The sequence below is a fragment of the Flavobacterium sp. genome, assembly GCF_046153165.1.
In the GTDB taxonomy this organism is placed as follows: domain Bacteria; phylum Bacteroidota; class Bacteroidia; order Flavobacteriales; family Flavobacteriaceae; genus Flavobacterium.
Genome location: NZ_JBJXEN010000011.1, coordinates 34,223 through 53,249 on the forward strand (window position 1 = coordinate 34,223; position 19,027 = coordinate 53,249).

Annotated in this window: 12 protein-coding genes; all 12 read left to right on the forward strand. The window is 32.0% G+C overall.

Annotation, left to right across the window (positions count from 1 at the left end; all coding sequences use genetic code 11):
- The 12 genes from ACKVOV_RS01775 to ACKVOV_RS01830 all read left to right on the forward strand — a co-directional run bounded on the left by ACKVOV_RS01775 (window position 1) and on the right by ACKVOV_RS01830 (window position 18,962).
- Window positions 1-2,289: a patatin-like phospholipase family protein gene (locus tag ACKVOV_RS01775; RefSeq protein ID WP_409205064.1), complete on the forward strand. Its 2,289-nt coding sequence runs from the start codon at window positions 1-3 to the stop codon at window positions 2,287-2,289.
- A 104-nt stretch (window positions 2,290-2,393) separates the two neighbouring features.
- Window positions 2,394-3,872, forward strand: a complete 1,479-nt coding sequence (locus ACKVOV_RS01780) for an amino acid permease (protein WP_409205065.1) — start codon at window positions 2,394-2,396, stop codon at window positions 3,870-3,872.
- Between the two features lie 275 nt (window positions 3,873-4,147).
- A complete protein-coding gene (locus ACKVOV_RS01785; protein ID WP_409205066.1) occupies window positions 4,148-5,308 on the forward strand; it encodes a homogentisate 1,2-dioxygenase in 1,161 nt (386 codons plus the stop codon).
- Window positions 5,309-5,354: 46 nt separating this feature from the next.
- Window positions 5,355-6,515 carry a 4-hydroxyphenylpyruvate dioxygenase gene (hppD, locus tag ACKVOV_RS01790; RefSeq protein WP_409205093.1) on the forward strand — a complete coding sequence of 387 codons (1,161 nt, stop codon included), beginning with the start codon at window positions 5,355-5,357 and terminating at the stop codon, window positions 6,513-6,515.
- Window positions 6,516-6,810: 295 nt separating this feature from the next.
- On the forward strand, window positions 6,811-7,581 hold the full coding sequence (locus ACKVOV_RS01795; RefSeq protein WP_409205067.1) for a DUF3108 domain-containing protein: 771 nt from the start codon (window positions 6,811-6,813) through the stop codon (window positions 7,579-7,581).
- 1 nt (window position 7,582) lies between these two features.
- Complete coding sequence (locus tag ACKVOV_RS01800; protein ID WP_409205068.1) at window positions 7,583-8,497, forward strand: tryptophan 2,3-dioxygenase family protein; 915 nt, start codon at window positions 7,583-7,585, stop codon at window positions 8,495-8,497.
- A 15-nt stretch (window positions 8,498-8,512) separates the two neighbouring features.
- Window positions 8,513-9,736 (forward strand): peptidoglycan DD-metalloendopeptidase family protein, encoded by a 1,224-nt coding sequence (locus ACKVOV_RS01805; RefSeq protein WP_409205069.1) that lies wholly within the window; start codon window positions 8,513-8,515, stop codon window positions 9,734-9,736.
- Between the two features lie 185 nt (window positions 9,737-9,921).
- A complete protein-coding gene (gene pgi / locus ACKVOV_RS01810) occupies window positions 9,922-11,568 on the forward strand; it encodes a glucose-6-phosphate isomerase (RefSeq protein WP_409205070.1) in 1,647 nt (548 codons plus the stop codon).
- Between the two features lie 166 nt (window positions 11,569-11,734).
- A complete protein-coding gene (locus ACKVOV_RS01815; RefSeq protein WP_409205071.1) occupies window positions 11,735-15,094 on the forward strand; it encodes a carboxypeptidase regulatory-like domain-containing protein in 3,360 nt (1,119 codons plus the stop codon).
- A 43-nt stretch (window positions 15,095-15,137) separates the two neighbouring features.
- On the forward strand, window positions 15,138-16,205 hold the full coding sequence (locus tag ACKVOV_RS01820; protein ID WP_409205072.1) for a fasciclin domain-containing protein: 1,068 nt from the start codon (window positions 15,138-15,140) through the stop codon (window positions 16,203-16,205).
- 142 nt (window positions 16,206-16,347) lie between these two features.
- Window positions 16,348-17,880: a bifunctional phosphoribosylaminoimidazolecarboxamide formyltransferase/IMP cyclohydrolase gene (purH, locus tag ACKVOV_RS01825; RefSeq protein WP_409205073.1), complete on the forward strand. Its 1,533-nt coding sequence runs from the start codon at window positions 16,348-16,350 to the stop codon at window positions 17,878-17,880.
- A 53-nt stretch (window positions 17,881-17,933) separates the two neighbouring features.
- Entirely contained in the window at window positions 17,934-18,962 is a 1,029-nt protein-coding gene (locus ACKVOV_RS01830) for a rod shape-determining protein (RefSeq protein WP_409205074.1), read from the forward strand.
- Window positions 18,963-19,027: the final 65 nt, after the last annotated feature.

Here is a 19,027-nt window from a genome sequence, read left to right on the forward strand (position 1 = left end):
ATGAGAATTCCTCCAAGAAACAAGAAACAAGAAGCAAAAAATGAAGTTTTTTTGAGTCCTGTTTTATATGTTTTTTACGTATTTCTTCTTTTCTCTATTCTTTTTTCTCTTAATTCACAAGCTCAAGATTCAATCAGACGACCAAAAATAGGTTTAGTCCTTAGTGGTGGTGGCGCGAAAGGATTTGCTCATATTGGAGTTCTAAAGGAAATAGAACGAGCAGGAATAAAAATAGATTATATAGGCGGAACAAGCATGGGTGCTATAATTGGCGGATTATATGCCAGCGGATACAACGCAAATCAATTAGATTCTATATTTAAAGGAACGAATTTTGACGAATTAGTACAAGATTTTGTACCTCGAAAAAACAAAACTTTCTACGAAAAAGGTAATGATGAATTATATGCTATTTCATTACCGTTTCAACATTTTAAAATTTCAATTCCCAGAGGACTATCTAAAGGAATGTATAATTACAACTTAATAAGCAAGCTAACTCATAATGTTCGCCATATTCAAGATTTTAGCAAACTTAAAATTCCTTTTTTATGTATTGCTACAAACTTAGAAACTGGAGAAGAAAAAGTTTTTAAAAATGGATCTTTGCCATTAGTTTTGTCTGCAAGTGGCGCATTTCCTTCCTTATTTTCGCCAGTAGAAATCGATGGTGATTTATATGTAGACGGAGGTGTTTCTAATAATTACCCTGTAGAAGAAGTTCGAAAAATGGGAGCCGATATTATTATAGGTGTCGATGTACAAGACGATTTGAAACATAGAAACAAATTAAGTGGTGTTTTAGGGATTTTAACCCAAATTTCAAATTTTCAGATGATTGAGAAAATGAAAGAAAAAAAACAGCTAACAGACATTTATATCAAACCAAACATTGAAGGATTTTCAGTAGTCTCTTTCGATCAAGGAAGTGCCATCGTACAAAAGGGAATTGATGCCGCTTTGTTAATGAAAAACCTTTTAGATAAATTAGGAACAAACTATCAAAAAGAACCAGAAAGCATAAAAGAAATAGATAGTTTATTTATCAAAGGCATTGGTATAAATGGTAATGACCACTATACACGTTCTTATATTATTGGAAAACTCAGATTTAAACCAGGAACAAAAATTAGTTATACTGATTTACATAGCGGTATAAACAATCTTAATGCTACTCAAAATTTTAGCTCTTTAAGTTATAAATTATTAAAAGAAGGAACTCAAGATAACTTAATTATTAATGTTAAAGAAAACCCAGTAAAAACGTATTTTAAATTAGGGGTTCACTATGATGATTTATTCAAATCGAGTGCACTTATAAACGTTACTCAGAAAAATTTATTCTTTAAAAATGACGTAGCTTCTTTCGATTTTATTCTAGGTGATAATATCCGTTACAATTTAGATTATTATATAGACAACGGTTTTCACTGGAGTTTTGGATTCAAATCGAAACTAAATCAGTTTAAAAGAACTAGTAAAATCGATTTTAACGGAGGTCAAACATTAGCTTTAACATCATTAAATAGTTTAAATAGCATGAATAGTATAAATATAGATTATTTAGATTTATCTAATCAGGCCTATTTACAAACTATATTTGCGCAAAAATTTCTATTTGGAGCAGGATTAGAATATAAGCATGTAGATTTAACCACCGATTTTATTGCAAATACAACAACCCATTTAGAAAAAAACAATTATCTCTCATTAATAGGTTTTTTGAAATACGATTCTTTTAACAATAAATATTTTCCAAAAAAAGGTTGGTATTTTATGGGTGATGTTCAATCATTTCTTTCTGCGTCAAATTATACTACCGATAATTTTACTCGTTTTACAAATCTAAAAGCAGATACTGGAATAGTACAAACTCTTTTTAAGAAAATTTCGGTAAAAATTCAAACCGAAGGAGGATTTATAGTCGGAACAAAAAACAATAGTGTTTTCGATTATGTTTTGGGTGGCTATGGTTTTAATCAACTAAATAATTTTAAACCTTTTTATGGTTATAATTATTTAGCTCTTTCAGGCAATAGTTACGTGAAAGCCAGTTTGTCTTTTGATTATGAATTTGTCAAAAAGAATCACATTAACATAGCTTCGAATTTTGCAAATATTGGTAATAATATTTTTGATAGTAAAGAATGGATTTCTAGTCCAAAATATACAGGATATGCATTAGGATATGGTATGGAAACACTAATTGGACCTATCGAAATAAAACAAAGTTGGTCTCCAGAAACAGGTAAAAGTTTCACTTGGTTTACTGTAGGTTTTTGGTTTTAAAAACAATCTTATTTTAAAATAAAATTCATAAATATGTTTTTTTTGCTTAATTGTTTTCAAAAAAGTCTATTTTTGGGGAACTAAAACACAAAATTTTTATTTTTATGTCTATTTGGAAGAAAAAATCAATTGCCCTTTTAATGGCAGAAGCTACAGAATCTGAAAAAGGATTAAAAAGGACATTAACAGCTTGGTCGCTTATTGCACTTGGTATTGGTGCTATTATTGGCGCTGGTCTTTTTGTAAGAACCGCTACTGCAGCTGCTCAAAATGCAGGTCCATCAGTAACTATTGCTTTTATTGTTGCTGCAATAGGTTGTGCTTTGGCAGGACTTTGTTACGCTGAATTATCTTCATCAATCCCTATCTCAGGAAGTGCATATACTTATACTTATGCTACAATGGGCGAACTATTAGCTTGGATAATAGGATGGGATTTAATATTGGAATATGCTGTGGGAGCAGCAACTGTTGGAATTGCTTGGAGTGAATATCTAAATAATTTACTCATAAATGTGCTTCATACTAGTCCAATACCTTACTCTTTATCACATTCTCCTTTTCAAATTTCTGCATCAGGAGAACACGGTATAATAAATCTTCCCGCATTCTTTATAGTAGCAGTAATAAGTTTATTATTAATTAAAGGAACTCAAGAATCTGCATTTGTAAACGGAATAATTGTGATTATAAAAGTTTCTATTGTAATAATGATTATTGTTTTTGGATGGAATTATATAAAACCAATAAATCATACTCCATACATACCACAAGCTTCAGTATTTACTGATGACTCGGGTGTGGGCCATAATTACGGAGGAATAATGGGAATTCTAGGAGCCGCAGGAACTGTGTTTTTCGCTTTTATCGGATTTGATGCGGTTAGTACAGCAGCCCAAGAAACTAAAAATCCAAAACGAGACATGCCAATTGGTATTTTAGGTTCATTAGCTATTTGTACTGTTTTATACATTCTTTTTGCACACGTTTTAACTGGACTTGAATCTGTAGAGTTTTTTAGAACAAGTGGAAAAGAAGCATCAGTTGCAAACGCAATTACATCTGCAATGGATGGTTATGGATGGTTAGCACAGTTCGTAACAGTAGCAATTTTATTTGGATTCACATCTGTTATATTAGTAATGCTTTTAGGTCAGTCAAGAGTATTTTACTCGATGGGTAAAGATGGTTTATTACCAAAAGTGTTTGGAGATTTACATCCTAAATACAAAACACCATACAAAGCAAATCTTGTAATTTTAGTAATTGTAGGTTTATTTGCGGCATTTATCCCTGGAGATATTGTTGGAGATATGACAAGTATTGGTACTTTGTTTGCATTTATTTTAGTTTGTATTTCTGTAATAGTATTAAGAAAAACAAATCCAGAAATGAAACGTGAATTTAAAACTCCTTTTGTGCCATTTGTACCAATTTTAGGAATCATAGTTTGTTTGGCAATGATTTATGGACTTGGCTGGACAAATTGGTTAAGACTTGCTGGTTGGTTATTAATAGGACTTGTTATCTATTTTGGATATAGCAAAAACAATAGTGTTTTAAACAATCCAGACAAAAAATAAAGAATACAAAAATTGTAAAAAGGCATTAAAAAATGATTAATCATTTTCTAATGCCTTTTTACTTTTATAAATAGTTTCAAATAAATTAAGAAGAAATTTAAATATTTCCGATATTTGTTATTATGAAAACAACATGGGTAGGTTTATTAGGTTTTCTGAAATTTCTTATTAAGAGAAATCCAGAATGAATTGCTTAAAAAGCGATGAATCAATGCGTCAAGTAGAAAATAATTTATTTTCTTGACAAATTATCTAATTATTTAATTTAAAAAATTATGCCATTTTATCACAAATTAGGAAATATCCCCCCAAAACGTCATACACAATTCCGAAAACCAAATGGAGATTTGTATTATGAACAGCTTTTTGGGACTGTTGGTTTCGACGGAATGTCGACCAATTCCTACCACGAACAACGCCCTACACAAGTAAAAGAAATTCGTTCGCAATATAGCGTAGCACCAAAAATTGCTAAAACAAACAACATTCAATCCTATAAATTAAGAGGTTTTGAAGTCGAGCCACAAGATGACTTTTTAGAAAGCAGAAAAATTGTACTTACTAATTCTGATTGCCATATTGTTTTAGCAGCACCAAGAAAATCAACAACAGAGTATTTTTATAAAAATACCGATTCTGACGAAATGATTTTCATCCATAAAGGAACAGGAAAACTGCGAACAATTTATGGAAATTTAGATTTCAAATATGGAGATTATTTGATAATTCCTCGAGGGATTATCTATAAAATCGATTTTGATACCGAAGATAATCGCTTATTTATAGTAGAATCTCATGCGCCAATCTATACTCCAAAACAATACCGAAACTGGTTCGGACAATTATTAGAACATTCACCATATTGTGAACGTGATATTCGTCGTCCTTATGAATTAGAAACCAACAATGAAAAAGGAGACTTTATAATCAAAGTAAAAAAGAAAGACGAAATTTTCGAAATGGTTTATGCTACACATCCGTTTGATGTCATTGGTTACGACGGTTATAACTACCCGTATGCATTTTCAATTCATGATTTTGAGCCAATTACAGGAAGAATTCACCTTCCTCCTCCTATTCATCAAACATTCGAAACAACAGCATTTGTAGTTTGTTCTTTTGTCCCGAGATTATATGATTATCACCCATTATCAATTCCTGCACCATACAATCATAGCAATATAGATGCCGATGAAGTTTTATATTATGTAGATGGTGATTTTATGAGTAGAAATGATGTGAAACCTGGAAATATTTCCTTGCATCCAGCAGGGATTCCCCATGGGCCACACCCAGGAGCAGCAGAAAGAAGTATAGGTAAAAAAGAAACATTAGAATTAGCAGTTATGGTAGATACTTTCAAACCACTTATGGTTACAGAAGATGCTATGAAAATTGCAGATGACACATATTATCAATCTTGGTTACAAGAATAAATTAAAAAAAATTAAAGTCCAAGACGGACTAAAACAATATTATATTATGGCAAAAGAAGTAAAATCGGTAGAATACGGATTAGAAAAAATATTTGAAGGAGCACAGGATTTCCTTCCATTACTAGGAACAGACTATGTAGAGTTTTATGTTGGAAACGCAAAACAAGCGGCACACTATTACAAAACAGCTTTCGGTTACCAATCATTGGCTTATGCAGGATTAGAAACAGGTGTTAAAGACAGAGCGTCTTATGTTTTAAAACAAGACAAAATCCGTTTAGTATTAACCACTCCATTAAATGAAGATTCACCAATCAATGACCATTTAAAAAAACATGGAGATGGTGTAAAAGTAGTAGCACTTTGGGTTGAAGATGCAACTAAAGCTTACCAAGAGACAACAAAACGTGGAGCAAAATCATTTATGGAACCAACTGTCGAAAAAGATGAGTTTGGAGAAGTAGTGCGATCTGGAATATATACTTACGGAGAAACAGTTCATATTTTTGTAGAACGTAAAAATTATAATGGTGTTTTCTTGCCAGGATACAAAGAGTGGAAATCCGATTACAATCCGAAACCAACAGGTCTAAAATATATAGATCACATGGTTGGAAATGTAGGTTGGGGAGAAATGAATACTTGGGTAAAATTTTATGAAGATGTCATGGGATTTGTCAATTTTCTTTCCTTTGATGACAAACAAATACATACCGAATACTCTGCCTTAATGAGTAAAGTAATGAGCAACGGAAATGGACGCATCAAATTCCCTATAAATGAACCAGCAAAAGGGAACAAAAAATCTCAAATCGAAGAATACTTAGATTTTTACGGTGGACCAGGAGTTCAGCATATTGCAGTAGCTACAGATGATATTATTGCAACTGTAACAGATCTAAGAGCTAGAGGAATCGAATTTTTATCAGCACCACCTCATGCATATTATCAAGCAATCCCTGAAAGATTAGGAGTTCACATGGATATGATGAAAGAAGATCTTGTAGAGATAGAAAAATTAGCCATTATGGTCGATGCCGATGAAGATGGTTATTTACTTCAAATATTTACAAAACCAGTAGAAGACAGACCTACTCTTTTCTTCGAAATTATACAAAGAATGGGAGCGACTGGTTTTGGAGCAGGAAACTTTAAAGCTCTATTTGAATCTATAGAAAGAGAACAAGAAAAAAGAGGGACTTTATAACAAAAACGCTTTTTTATTACATTATTACCACCATACATCGATGTAGCGTTAATAAAATTGATAAAAATATGTTAAAGTTGGTTTTCCATTAGATAAAAACGAATTCACGCACTACTTTTGCACTCGCAATTGAGGGGGTGGTTCCCTGAAAATTGATAAATTTTCATAATTTATAGTTTTTTGGTTGGTTAAAGCATAAAAACTCAGTCATTTATTTGACTGGGTTTTTTGTTTTTTTAGTACATTTGGAATGAATTTTGTATTCCTTGTTAAAACGAATATAAATCAACCTAAAATGAAAACGAAAATACTATTATTATCATTATTTATTTCATTAAACACATTCGCTCAAAATCAAAGTGCTTTTGATGTTGGAGAATGGTTTAAATTCAGGATTCACTATGGTATGATAACCGCTGGTTACGCTACTCTAGAAGTAAAAGAAGCTGCAATAAATAATAAAAAAGTTTTTTATGCTGTTGGGCACGGCTATACGTCTGGAATGGCAAAAACTTTCTTTAAAGTAGAAGATCATTACCAAAGTTTTATAGACAAAACATCAAGCAAACCTTATCAGTTTCTTCGTAAAATTGACGAAGGAGGTTATACAAAAAACCAAGAAGGTTTTTTTAACCAAGATAAAAATACAATACTAGTTAAAGACTACAAGAACAATACCGAAAAAACATTTCCCGTAAGTGAAAACGTGCAAGATATTGTCTCTGCATTTTATTACTTAAGAAATCATCCAAACATAGACAAACTAAATGTTGGAGAATCAATTATGATAGATATGTTTTTTGATGATGAAATCACTAAATTTAAATTAAAATTTATTGGTCGAGAAACAATAAAAACAAACTTCGGTAAGGTAAAAACAATGATTTTTAGACCTCTCGTTCAATCTGGAAGGGTTTTTAAAGAAGAAGAAAGTTTAACCGTTTGGATCTCAGACGACGAAAATAAAATACCCTTAAGAATTAAAGCCAGCCTAGCTGTAGGTTCGCTAAAAGCAGATTTAGAAACTTTTAAAGGATTAAAAAATCCATTTATGGTAATTAATTAATATGACAAATAAATTTGAAAATATAGTTCAAGAAATTGACGAAAAATACAAGGCAATAAATCAGAAAACCGAAGCCCATCTAGAAGGTTTACTTTGGGCTAAACCAATTACATATTGGGATTATATACAAACTGACGCTCTACTAAATCTTCAAGTACAAAGAACAACTTTACCCGATGAAAATGTATTTATAATGTACCATCAGGTAAATGAGATATTGTTTAAAATGATTTTGTGGGAAATTAACCAATTGTCGCATACAGAAAAACCAACAACTACTTTTTTTACCGAAAGGTTAATGCGAATTAGTCGTTATTTTGATATGCTAACCACTTCTTTTGATATTATGGGAGACGGAATGGAAGTAGAACAATACATGAAATTTCGCCACACACTAACACCAGCAAGTGGTTTTCAGAGCGCACAATATCGTATGATCGAATTTTCTTCAACCGATTTAATAAACTTAATTGATTACAGATTTAGAGCGACTATAGATAGAAACACGCCTTATACACATGCTTTCGAACATTTGTATTGGCAAGCTGCCGGAAAAGATCATACAACAGGAGAAAAATCATATTTACTTCTTGAATTTGAAAGAAAATATAAAGACGAATTTTTGCGTTATATGGAAGAATATAACACCATAAATCTTTGGAGAAAATTTAAACAATTACCTGAAGAAGATCAAAAAAATACAGAATTAATTGCAGCAATGCGCCATTATGACAAAACGGTAAATATTACTTGGGTCATGGGACATTTAAATGCAGCAAGAAAATATATTGGAGATGGTGATGCAACTGGCGGAAGCGATTGGAAAAAATATATGCATCCAAAACACCAAAGAAGAATATTTTTTCCCGAACTTTGGACAGATGAAGAATTAAAAACTTGGGGAGAAAATCTCTAAAAAATACCATTCCATTTGAAAAAGATTATAACGCTATTAGTCATTGCGCTACTAATTATTTCATGTAAAAAAGACAATGAGAAGTCGCTTTTACCTACAAAAAAAGCCGAACCAATTCGTTATGATTTTGGATTTCGACTTAATGATTTTTTTGTCATAAATGACACTATAAAATCCGGAGATACATTTGGCAGCATTATCGAAAAACAAAATTTAAACAGCAAACAAGTATATGACATTGTTGCTAAAGTTAAAGATACCTTTGATGTACGAATAGTAAGAATTGGTAAACCATATACCATGCTCCTTTCCAAGGATAAATCTAAAAAATTACAATACTTTATATATCAGCCAGATCAATTAAGCTATTACATTGTCGATTTTCGAGATTCGATTGTATTGGCAAGTAAAAAAACAAAACCAGTAACATTCAAAAGAAGAACAATTGCAGGTGAATTAAATGGCTCGTTATCAGAAACACTACACAACGAAGGAGCATCGGCAGCATTATCAAGTCAATTAATAGGAATTTATAAATGGTCTATCGATTTTTTTAAATCTAAAAAAGGAGACAAATTCGCCGTAACATTTACCGAAAGATTTATAAATGATACAGTATATGATGGAATAGATTCTCTAGAAGCAGCTTTTTTTGAATACAAAGGCAAGAAAATTTACGCATTCCCTTTCAAGCAAAATACATCAGACAAAAAAGTAGATTATTATGATGATGAAGGAAAGGCATTAAAAAACTTCTTCTTAAAAGCGCCATTAAAATCGATAAATATTACATCGAAATTTTCAAAAAGCAGATTTCACCCAGTACAATTAAGGTGGAAAGCACATAGTGGCACCGATTATGCTGCGCCAACAGGAACACCAATTATGACAACAGCAAGTGGTGTTGTCGAAAAAGCTGGATATTCTATAGGAAACGGAAATTATGTGAAAGTAAAACACGACAAAACTTACGCTACACAATATTTGCATATGTCTAGAATCTTGGTTCGTCGCGGACAGCATGTAATTCAAGGTCAAATCATTGGAAAAGTAGGAAGCACAGGCCTTGCCACTGGCCCTCACGTTTGTTATCGCTTCTGGAAAAACGGCAAACAAGTAGATGCTTTAAAACTTAAATTGCCAAATTCGGCACCTATGGACAGCAAGAATAAGCCTAGATTTATTGAGTTTATGACTCCATTAAAAAGAGAATTAGACAGTATAGCAGCTTTAAATTAATTTTTAGGAGCCATTCCTGCTGTACAACTATATCTTTTCCTTTCTAAAGAAAAAAGGAAAAGGATGCCGTTTCCATCAAGGCTAAAGATTACATTCCAAAATAATTTTCTTTTATTCCATTTTACATTATATATCTTAAAATCGTAAATTCGCTTTTTAGTTACAAATCTGTAAAATAATAATAAATGTCTTTACAAAATACAAATCCTACCACAACCATAGCATGGCAAGCACTCGAAAAGCATTTCCATGAAATAGAAAATGTAACCATGCAACAAATGTTTCAAGACGACAAGTTGCGAACACAAAATTTTCATATTAAGTGGGATAAATTTCTTTTAGATTATTCTAAAAACAGAATCAATCAAAAAACTATCAATTTATTGTTAGATTTAGCGAACGAGATAGGGTTAAAAGAAGGTGTTAATTCTTATTTTTCGGGAGATATTATAAATCAAACCGAAAACAGGGCAGTTTTACACACTGCTTTGCGAGCCAATAAAAACGACTCAGTTTTAGTAGATGGTGAGAATGTAATTCCTGAAATTTTTGAAGTAAAAAATAAAATAAAATCATTTTCTGAAGATATAATTTCAGGAAATAAAAAAGGTTTTACAGGTAAATCTTTTACAGATATTGTAAATATAGGAATAGGTGGTTCAGATCTTGGTCCTGCAATGGTAGTCGAAGGATTACAGTTTTACAAAAATCATTTAAACACCCATTTTGTATCTAATGTAGATGGAGATCATGTAAGCGAAATTATTCAAAAATTAATTCCAGAGACAACATTATTTGTAATTGTTTCTAAAACATTTACTACACAAGAAACATTAACAAATTCTGAAACTATAAGAAACTGGTTTTTAAAATTTGCAAAACAAGAAGATGTAGCGAAACATTTTGTGGCAGTTTCTACCAATATAAAAAACGTTACTGAATTCGGGATAGATAAAAACAATATTTTCCCGATGTGGGACTGGGTTGGAGGTCGATTTTCATTGTGGAGCGCAGTAGGTTTAACTATTAGTTTAGCCGTTGGTTTTGATAATTTTGATAAATTATTGTCTGGAGCAAACAAAATGGATACTCATTTTAAAATTGAATCTTTTGATAAAAATATTCCTGTAATCTTAGCTTTATTGAGTATTTGGTATAATAATTTTTTTGGAGCAGAAAGTGAAGCTATAATTCCGTACACACAATATTTGCAAAAACTCGCTCCTTATTTACAACAAGGCATCATGGAAAGCAACGGAAAAAGTATTGGTCGTGACGGAAAAACAGTAAATTACCAGACAGGTACAATTGTTTGGGGAGAACCAGGAACTAATTCTCAACATGCTTTTTTTCAATTAATTCATCAAGGAACAAAACTTATTCCTACAGATTTTATTGGATTTTCAAAATCTTTGTATGGCAATAAAGATCATCATGACAAACTCATGTCTAACTTTTTTGCACAAACAGAGGCTTTACTTCATGGAAAAAACTCAAATCAAGTCGCTACAGAGTTTAAAGAACAAGATATTTCATCAGAAACAGCGAAATTCTTGCTTCCCTATAAAGTTTTTGAAGGAAACAAACCTACAAATACATTTTTAATAGATTCTCTAACTCCTGAAACACTCGGCTCATTAATTGCCATGTATGAGCACAAAATATTTGTACAAGGACTCATTTGGAATATCTTTAGTTATGATCAGTGGGGAGTAGAATTGGGCAAACAATTAGCAAATTCAATTTTAAGAGAAATTAACACTCAAGAGGTTAAAAATCACGATAGTTCGACAGAGTTCTTGTTGAATCATTTTATAAAAAATAATCATTAAATAAATACAATATCATATTATTCCATATTATTTTTGTTTAATATAGATTCATTATTAAGAATACCGCAATTTAAAATTGATTATTAAAAACAGATTATTAACGTTTAGTTAACATTCGAAAAAAAATATTGGGCGACCTTTGCTAAAATTTTATAAATCAAATTATATGAAAAAAGTATTCATTCTTTTTCTTTTATTTCTATCCACTTTCGGGTTTTCTCAAGTTACCAAATCTTCAATTTCTGGTACTGTAAAATCTAGTAAAGGAGAATTGTTGCCAGGTGCAACGATAGAAGTTGTACACCAACCGACTGGAACAAAATATTTTGCAAATGCCGATTTTTCAGGTAATTATGCAATTCCAGCGATAAGACCAGGAGGTCCTTATTTAGTAAAAATCTCCTTTATGGGTATGAAAACAGCCGAAATAACAGACATTAATGCTCCACTTGGAAATAATGTTAATGTAAGTGTTGTTTTGCAAGATGAACTAAATGCTTTACAAGAAGTTGTTGTAGCGATTAAAAAACCTAACAGTGCCTTCTCTAAAGGAAGAACAGGTGCTTCTCAACAGTTTTCAACTAGAGAAATAAATGCAGTACCCGTTTTAGGATCTCGTTCTATAAGTGCAATTACTAAATACAATGCAAACTCAGGTTCTAACGGTTCTTTTGGAGGTCAAGACTCTCGTATGAATAATTTTACGATTGATGGTTCTGCCTTCAATGATGGTTTTGGTCTTGGATCTACTGCACAAGCAGGAGGAAGAACTGGATCTACAGCTATTTCTCTTGATGCAATAGAGCAAGTACAGGTGAATATTGCCCCTTTTGACGTTCGTCAATCAGGATTTACAGGAACTGGTATAAATGCAGTTACAAGAAGTGGAACAAATGATGTTGAAGGATCTGTTTACCATTCATTTAGAAATAATAAAAAGGAGTTTATAGGTACAAAAGCAGGTAAAGTTGCTATAGAACCAGCTGCTTTTGATGAGAAAATATATGGTGTTCGTTTTGGTACTCCAATTATAAAAAATAAATTATTTTTCTTTGGAAATTTTGAAACAGTTGACAACACAAGTCCTGCAACAAACTGGACAACTTCTGATTCTCCATTAAAAGGTTCTCAAATATCTGCGCCAACTACAGCGCAAATGCAAACACTTTCAACGTTTTTACAAGACAAGTTTGGTTACACAACTGGTCCTTGGGAAAATTATGATGCTGTAAAAGAATCTAAAAAATTTCTTGCTAGATTAGATTGGAATATTAATGACAATCATAAATTAACTGTTCGATATATTCACCACGATTCTAATGCGGATCAAGGTGTGTCAGGTTCGAACTCGTTAGGATTTGGAAATAGAACTGGGAATCAATTCTCAATGGCTTACAAAAATAGTGGTTATATCATTAAAGATAACTCAAGATCTATTGTTGTCGAATTAGACAGTAAACTATCAAATAAATGGAATAATAACTTCATTGGAGGTTATGATTATCAAAATGAAGATAGAGATTTACAAGGAGGTGGTTTTTTTCCAACTATTGACATTAAAAATGGTGTGCCTAATGCTTTACCTCTAACAGGTTACACTACTAGTAATAATAGTTTTATTTCTGCAGGTTTAGATCCATTTACACAAGGAAATTTATTAGACTATTCAACTTTACACTTTACAGATAATCTAACAAGACATTCTGGGAATCACACTTTTGTTTTAGGAGCTAATTTCGAGCACTTTAAATCAAATAATTCATTTTTCCCTGGATCTAATGGAGTTTTTGTATTCAACTCGCTTGATGAATTTTATTTAGCAGCAAACGAATCTTTAGCATCAGGAGGAGCACCTTCTACTGCTAATCTACCAATAAAAACTCAATTCAGATATTCTGCTTTACCAGGAGGCGCAGATCCGTTACAAACATTAAAATCTAATAAAATAGATTTATATGCTCAAGATGAGATTAAAGTATATGATAATCTTAGAGTAACTTTAGGCCTTAGAGCAACTAGAGTTTCTTTTGAAGATACAGCTTTAGAAAATCCTGTTGTAACTGCTATGACATTTGCAAATGGCGAAAAATTTAATACTGGCGAAATGCCTAAAACACAATATCTTTTTGAACCAAGATTAGGGTTTAACTTAGATGTTACAGGAGATGCTAAAACACAAGTTCGTGGAGGAACAGGAATTTTTTCGGGAAGACCTCCTATGGTTTTCTTATCTAATGCTATTGGGAACAATGGTGTCTTAACTGGATTGGTTGATGTATCAGGAGATGGTTTAATTGCTGGAGGATATGGTTTTACATCAAATCCAGCACAATATTTTACTCCAGCTACACCAACACTTCCTTCTACACTTGATTTAAATTTCACAGACAGAAACTTTAAATTTCCTCAAGCTTGGAAAACTACAATTGCTTTAGATCAGAAACTACCATTTGGTTTTGTAGGAACTATTGAAGGAATATTTAGTAAAAACATAAATGAAGTTTTTTACTATAATGCAAATTTAGCAGCACCAGTAGGAACAATAAATGGTTCTGCAAGTGGAGATAATAGACCACTTTATGCAGGAACAGATAATGGTCTTAGAATAAACAATAATGTTATTAATGGTATTGTACTTTCTAATACAAATCAAGGATATTTTTACTCTACTACATTCAAACTAGACTATCCATATAAAAATGGTCTTTGGGGTTCTGTTTCTTATACACACTCTAAAGCTGAAGATTTAATGTCTGCTGGTTCTACAGCTGCAGCTACTTTTAGTAGTATAAGATCTGTAAATGGAAACAATAACGCATCACTATCTGCATCTAATAACAATACACCACACAGAGTAGTAGGTATTATTGGGTATAAAATTGAATATGGTAAAAAACTAGGTGCAGCTACTTCTATAAACCTTGGTTATATAGGAGAACAATCTGGTCCATTTTCATATACTTATTCTGGTAATTTAAATGGCGATGGAATAAGTGGTAATGATTTATTATATGTCCCTAACAAAGCGTCTGATTTACGTTTTGTAGACATTACACAAACAGTAGGTGGACAATCACTTACGCTTTATAGCGTAGCACAACAAGAAGCAGCATTTGATGCTTTTATTGATCAAGATCCTTATTTGTCAACAAAAAGAGGTCAATATGTAGACAGAAACAGCAATGTTTTGCCTATGTTACATAAAATAGATTTATCAGTTACTCAAGATGTTTATATTAAAATTGCGGGTAAAAAGAATAGTTTTCAGTTTAGAGCAGATATCTTAAACTTTACTAATTTGTTAAATAGAGACTGGGGAGTTTCACAAAGAGCAACTGCTCCAAGTATTTTAACAGTATCTCAAGCTCCTTCAAGTAGTAATAACTACATTCCTGGTTATCAAATGGCATTACAAACAGATGAGCAAGGAAAACGCTTTTTAGCAAAAGATTCGTTTCAAAAAAATGCTTCTATAGCTGATGTATGGCAAGCGCAGTTTACAATAAGATATACTTTTGGTAAATAATAAAATAAAAATCACATAATAATAAATTTAAATTATGAAAAATATGAAAAATCAAATCATAAAATTAATATTCGCTATTACAATAGTGTTTACAACTTTCTCTTGTACAAGCGATGATAACAATAAGGAAATTGCAAAATTGCCAACGATTACTGAAACATTAAATGCAGATGCAAACTTTAGTGTATTAGTAAAATCACTAAGAATTACTGGTATAACTAACTTTAGTTCAGCTGGATCATATACACTTTTTGCTCCAACAAACACTGCATTTGCAGCTTACACATCAACTTTATTCCCTACAGGAATAAATGATGCAACAGTAGTAGAACCAACAACATTAAGTACTGCGCAAATTGCTGAATTGAAAAAAATTCTACAAAACCACGTATTAGCAGTAGGAACTAAATCTTATGACTTAATAGCTTCTAGTACAGTTTCTGGGTACGTAAAAACTTTTGCTCCAGGACAAGGAAGTACAACTTTAAGTATGTTTGTGAACAAACCAGCTAGTGATATATTAGTAAATGGGGGCGCAACAAATGGGGGTGCAACAATCACTACAGCAGATATTGATGCTAGTAATGGTATCGTTCATATTGTAGATGCAGTTATAAAATTACCAAAATTAGTAAACCATATAATAGCAAATCCTGATTTATCGACTTTATACTCTGTAGTCTCAAGTACAGCAACTGGAACATATGGAGATCAATCAGCAGTTTTAGCAACTTTAAATGGAGTTGGGCCACTAACGCTTTTCGCTCCTTTAAATGATGCGTTTAACACTGCAACTGCAGCTGGAGGTTTTCTAACAGGTACGAATGCTACTCCAACTAACGTTAGTAAAATTTTGAGATACCATTTATCAAATGGAAATTTAACTTCTAGTTCTGCAACATCTTGGACTTCATCATCAGCAACTACTGATGTTACAATCACAACTTTAGCGGCTACTGCACAAACTTTTAAAATTACTTTAGGAACTTTAAAAATTAAAGAATTTCCAGCAATTGCAGTTCCTGCAAGTAATATCAAATTTGTAAACATACAAGCTACAAATGGTAATATTCACACTATTGACAGAGTTTTACAACCTATCTTACCATAAGACTTTGTAAAACACTAAAAAAACAAAAGCTGTCTAAAATTTAGGCAGCTTTTTTTGTTTATAATTAATTGTTTTTACGGAAAAATTATCTCAAAATTAATTGCAAAAAAACTACTTTTGCAAAATAAACTACAACAACACAATGAATACTACAAAAACAATACAATCGGCACTTATTTCAGTGTTTGACAAAGAAGGTCTAGAACCAATTGTAAAAAAATTACATGAACAAAACGTTACTATTTACTCGACTGGAGGAACTGAAGATTTTATTAAAAATCTAGGAATTCCTGTAGTTCCTGTAGAAGATGTAACCTCTTATCCTTCAATCCTTGGCGGAAGAGTAAAAACATTGCACCCAAAAGTTTTTGGAGGAATATTAAACCGTCAAGACAATGAGACTGATGTACAACAAATGCAAGAATACAATATTCCACAAATAGATGTGGTTATTGTCGATTTGTATCCTTTTGAAAAAACAGTATCCTCTGGCGCATCTGATTCAGATATTATCGAAAAAATTGATATCGGTGGAATTTCATTAATACGTGCTGCTGCAAAAAACTTCAAAGACACAGTGATTATACCTTCTGTTAATGAATATACTCTATTTTTAGATATTATTTCAAATAATAACGGACAAACTACGTTAGAAGAGAGAAAGCAATTTGCAACAAAAGCTTTTAATGTATCTTCACATTACGATTCAGCTATTTTTAATTATTTCAACAAAAATAAAGAAGAAACTGTTTTAAAAATAAGTGAGACAAAAGCTGATGTATTACGTTACGGAGAAAATCCACATCAAAAAGGATTTTTCTTTGGTGATTTTGACAAAATATTTACAAAATTACATGGTAAAGAATTGTCATATAACAATTTACTAGATGTAGATGCAGCTGTAAATTTAATGAATGAATTTAAAAATAATGAGCCAACATTTGCCATATTAAAGCACAATAACGCTTGCGGAATTGCAACTAGAAAAACAATGAAAGCTGCTTATTTAGATGCATTAGCTGGCGATCCAACATCAGCATTTGGAGGAGTTCTAATTGCTAATGGAAATATCGATTTGGCTACTGCAGAAGAAATAAATAAATTATTTTGTGAGGTAGTTATCGCACCAAGTTACGATGATAATGCTATCGATTTATTAGAAGAAAAAAAGAATAGAATTATATTGGTTCAAAAAGAATTAAGTTTACCAGAAACCTCTATTAGAAGTTGTTTGAATGGTATTTTGGTTCAAGATAAAGATTTAATTACCGATGATGAAGCGCATTTGAAAACTGCAACAAAAACCTCACCTTCTAAGGAAGAAGTTGAAGATTTGCTATTTGCATCAAAAATTTGCAAGCATACAAAATCGAATACAATTGTTTTAGCAAAAAACAGACAATTATGTGCCTCAGGGACAGGACAAACCTCGAGAGTTGATGCGCTAACACAAGCTATTCAAAAAGCAGTTTCATTTAAATTCGATTTAAAAGGAGCAGTAATGGCAAGCGATGCTTTTTTCCCTTTTCCTGATTGTGTGGAAATTGCGAAAAATGCTGGAATAGCAGCTGTAATTCAGCCAGGCGGATCTATAAAAGACGAATTAAGTATAAATTATTGCAACGAAAATAATGTTGCAATGGTATTTACAGGAATTCGTCATTTTAAACATTAATTTTATTACTTTTGTTCAATAATTAATATAAACAAATTTAACCCTTACTAAATATGGGATTTTTTGATTTCATGACCGAGGATATTGCGATAGATCTTGGTACCGCGAACACACTAATCATTCACAACGACAAAGTTGTGATAGATAGTCCATCTATTGTAGCTCGAGACCGTATTTCAGGCAAGATAATTGCCGTAGGTAAAGAAGCCAATTTGATGCAAGGTAAAACCCATGAAAACATAAAAACCATTCGTCCCTTAAAAGACGGAGTTATTGCAGATTTTGATGCTTCAGAGCAAATGATAAAAATGCTCATTAGAAACATTCCTGCTTTACAAAAGCGTTTATTTACTCCTGCTTTGCGTATGGTTGTATGTATACCTTCTGGGATTACCGAAGTAGAAATGAGAGCGGTAAAAGAATCTTGTGAAAGAGTAAATGGTAAAGAAGTGTACCTGATACACGAACCAATGGCCGCAGCAATAGGAATAGGTGTCGACATTATGCAACCTAAAGGAAATATGATTGTAGATATTGGTGGTGGTACTACCGAAATTGCAGTCATTGCTCTTGGTGGAATTGTTTGCGATAAATCGGTTAAAATTGCGGGTGACGTTTTTACAAACGATATTATTTATTACATGCGTACACAACACAATTTATTTGTGGGTGAGACAACTGCCGAAAAAATAAAAATAGAAATAGGTGCTGCAATAGAAGATTTAGATTCTCCACCAGACGATATGTCCGTTCAAGGACGTGATTTACTTACAGGGAAACCTAAACAAGTTGAAGTTTCTTCTCGTGAAATTGCAAAAGCACTAGATAAGTCTATTCAACGTATTGAAGATGCTGTAATGGAAACATTATCACAAACTCCCCCAGAATTAGCTGCAGATATTTACAATACAGGAATTTATCTTGCAGGTGGTGGTTCTATGCTTCGTGGATTAGACAAACGTATATCTCAAAAAACTGATTTACCTGTTTTTATTGCTGAAGATCCTTTAAGAGCCGTAGTTCGAGGAACTGGAATGGCTTTAAAAAATCTAGCAAAATACAGAAGTATATTACTAAAATAAGAAAAAATGAACCCCAAATTCGAAAAAATTATATATCAAAAATGTTTTAGAATTTGAGTGTTAAA

Bases quoted from the DNA above. Each gene is read 5' to 3' on its own strand.
- ACKVOV_RS01795 (WP_409205067.1), top strand. From the start codon at position 6,811: ATGAAAACGAAAATACTATTATTATCATTATTTATTTCATTAAACACA.
- hppD (WP_409205093.1), top strand. From the start codon at position 5,355: ATGGCAAAAGAAGTAAAATCGGTAGAATACGGATTAGAAAAAATATTT.
- ACKVOV_RS01815 (WP_409205071.1), top strand. From the start codon at position 11,735: ATGAAAAAAGTATTCATTCTTTTTCTTTTATTTCTATCCACTTTCGGG.
- ACKVOV_RS01785 (WP_409205066.1), top strand. From the start codon at position 4,148: ATGCCATTTTATCACAAATTAGGAAATATCCCCCCAAAACGTCATACA.
- pgi (WP_409205070.1), top strand. From the start codon at position 9,922: ATGTCTTTACAAAATACAAATCCTACCACAACCATAGCATGGCAAGCA.
- ACKVOV_RS01775 (WP_409205064.1), top strand. From the start codon at position 1: ATGAGAATTCCTCCAAGAAACAAGAAACAAGAAGCAAAAAATGAAGTT.
- ACKVOV_RS01780 (WP_409205065.1), top strand. From the start codon at position 2,394: ATGTCTATTTGGAAGAAAAAATCAATTGCCCTTTTAATGGCAGAAGCT.
- ACKVOV_RS01820 (WP_409205072.1), top strand. From the start codon at position 15,138: ATGAAAAATCAAATCATAAAATTAATATTCGCTATTACAATAGTGTTT.
- ACKVOV_RS01800 (WP_409205068.1), top strand. From the start codon at position 7,583: ATGACAAATAAATTTGAAAATATAGTTCAAGAAATTGACGAAAAATAC.
- ACKVOV_RS01830 (WP_409205074.1), top strand. From the start codon at position 17,934: ATGGGATTTTTTGATTTCATGACCGAGGATATTGCGATAGATCTTGGT.
- purH (WP_409205073.1), top strand. From the start codon at position 16,348: ATGAATACTACAAAAACAATACAATCGGCACTTATTTCAGTGTTTGAC.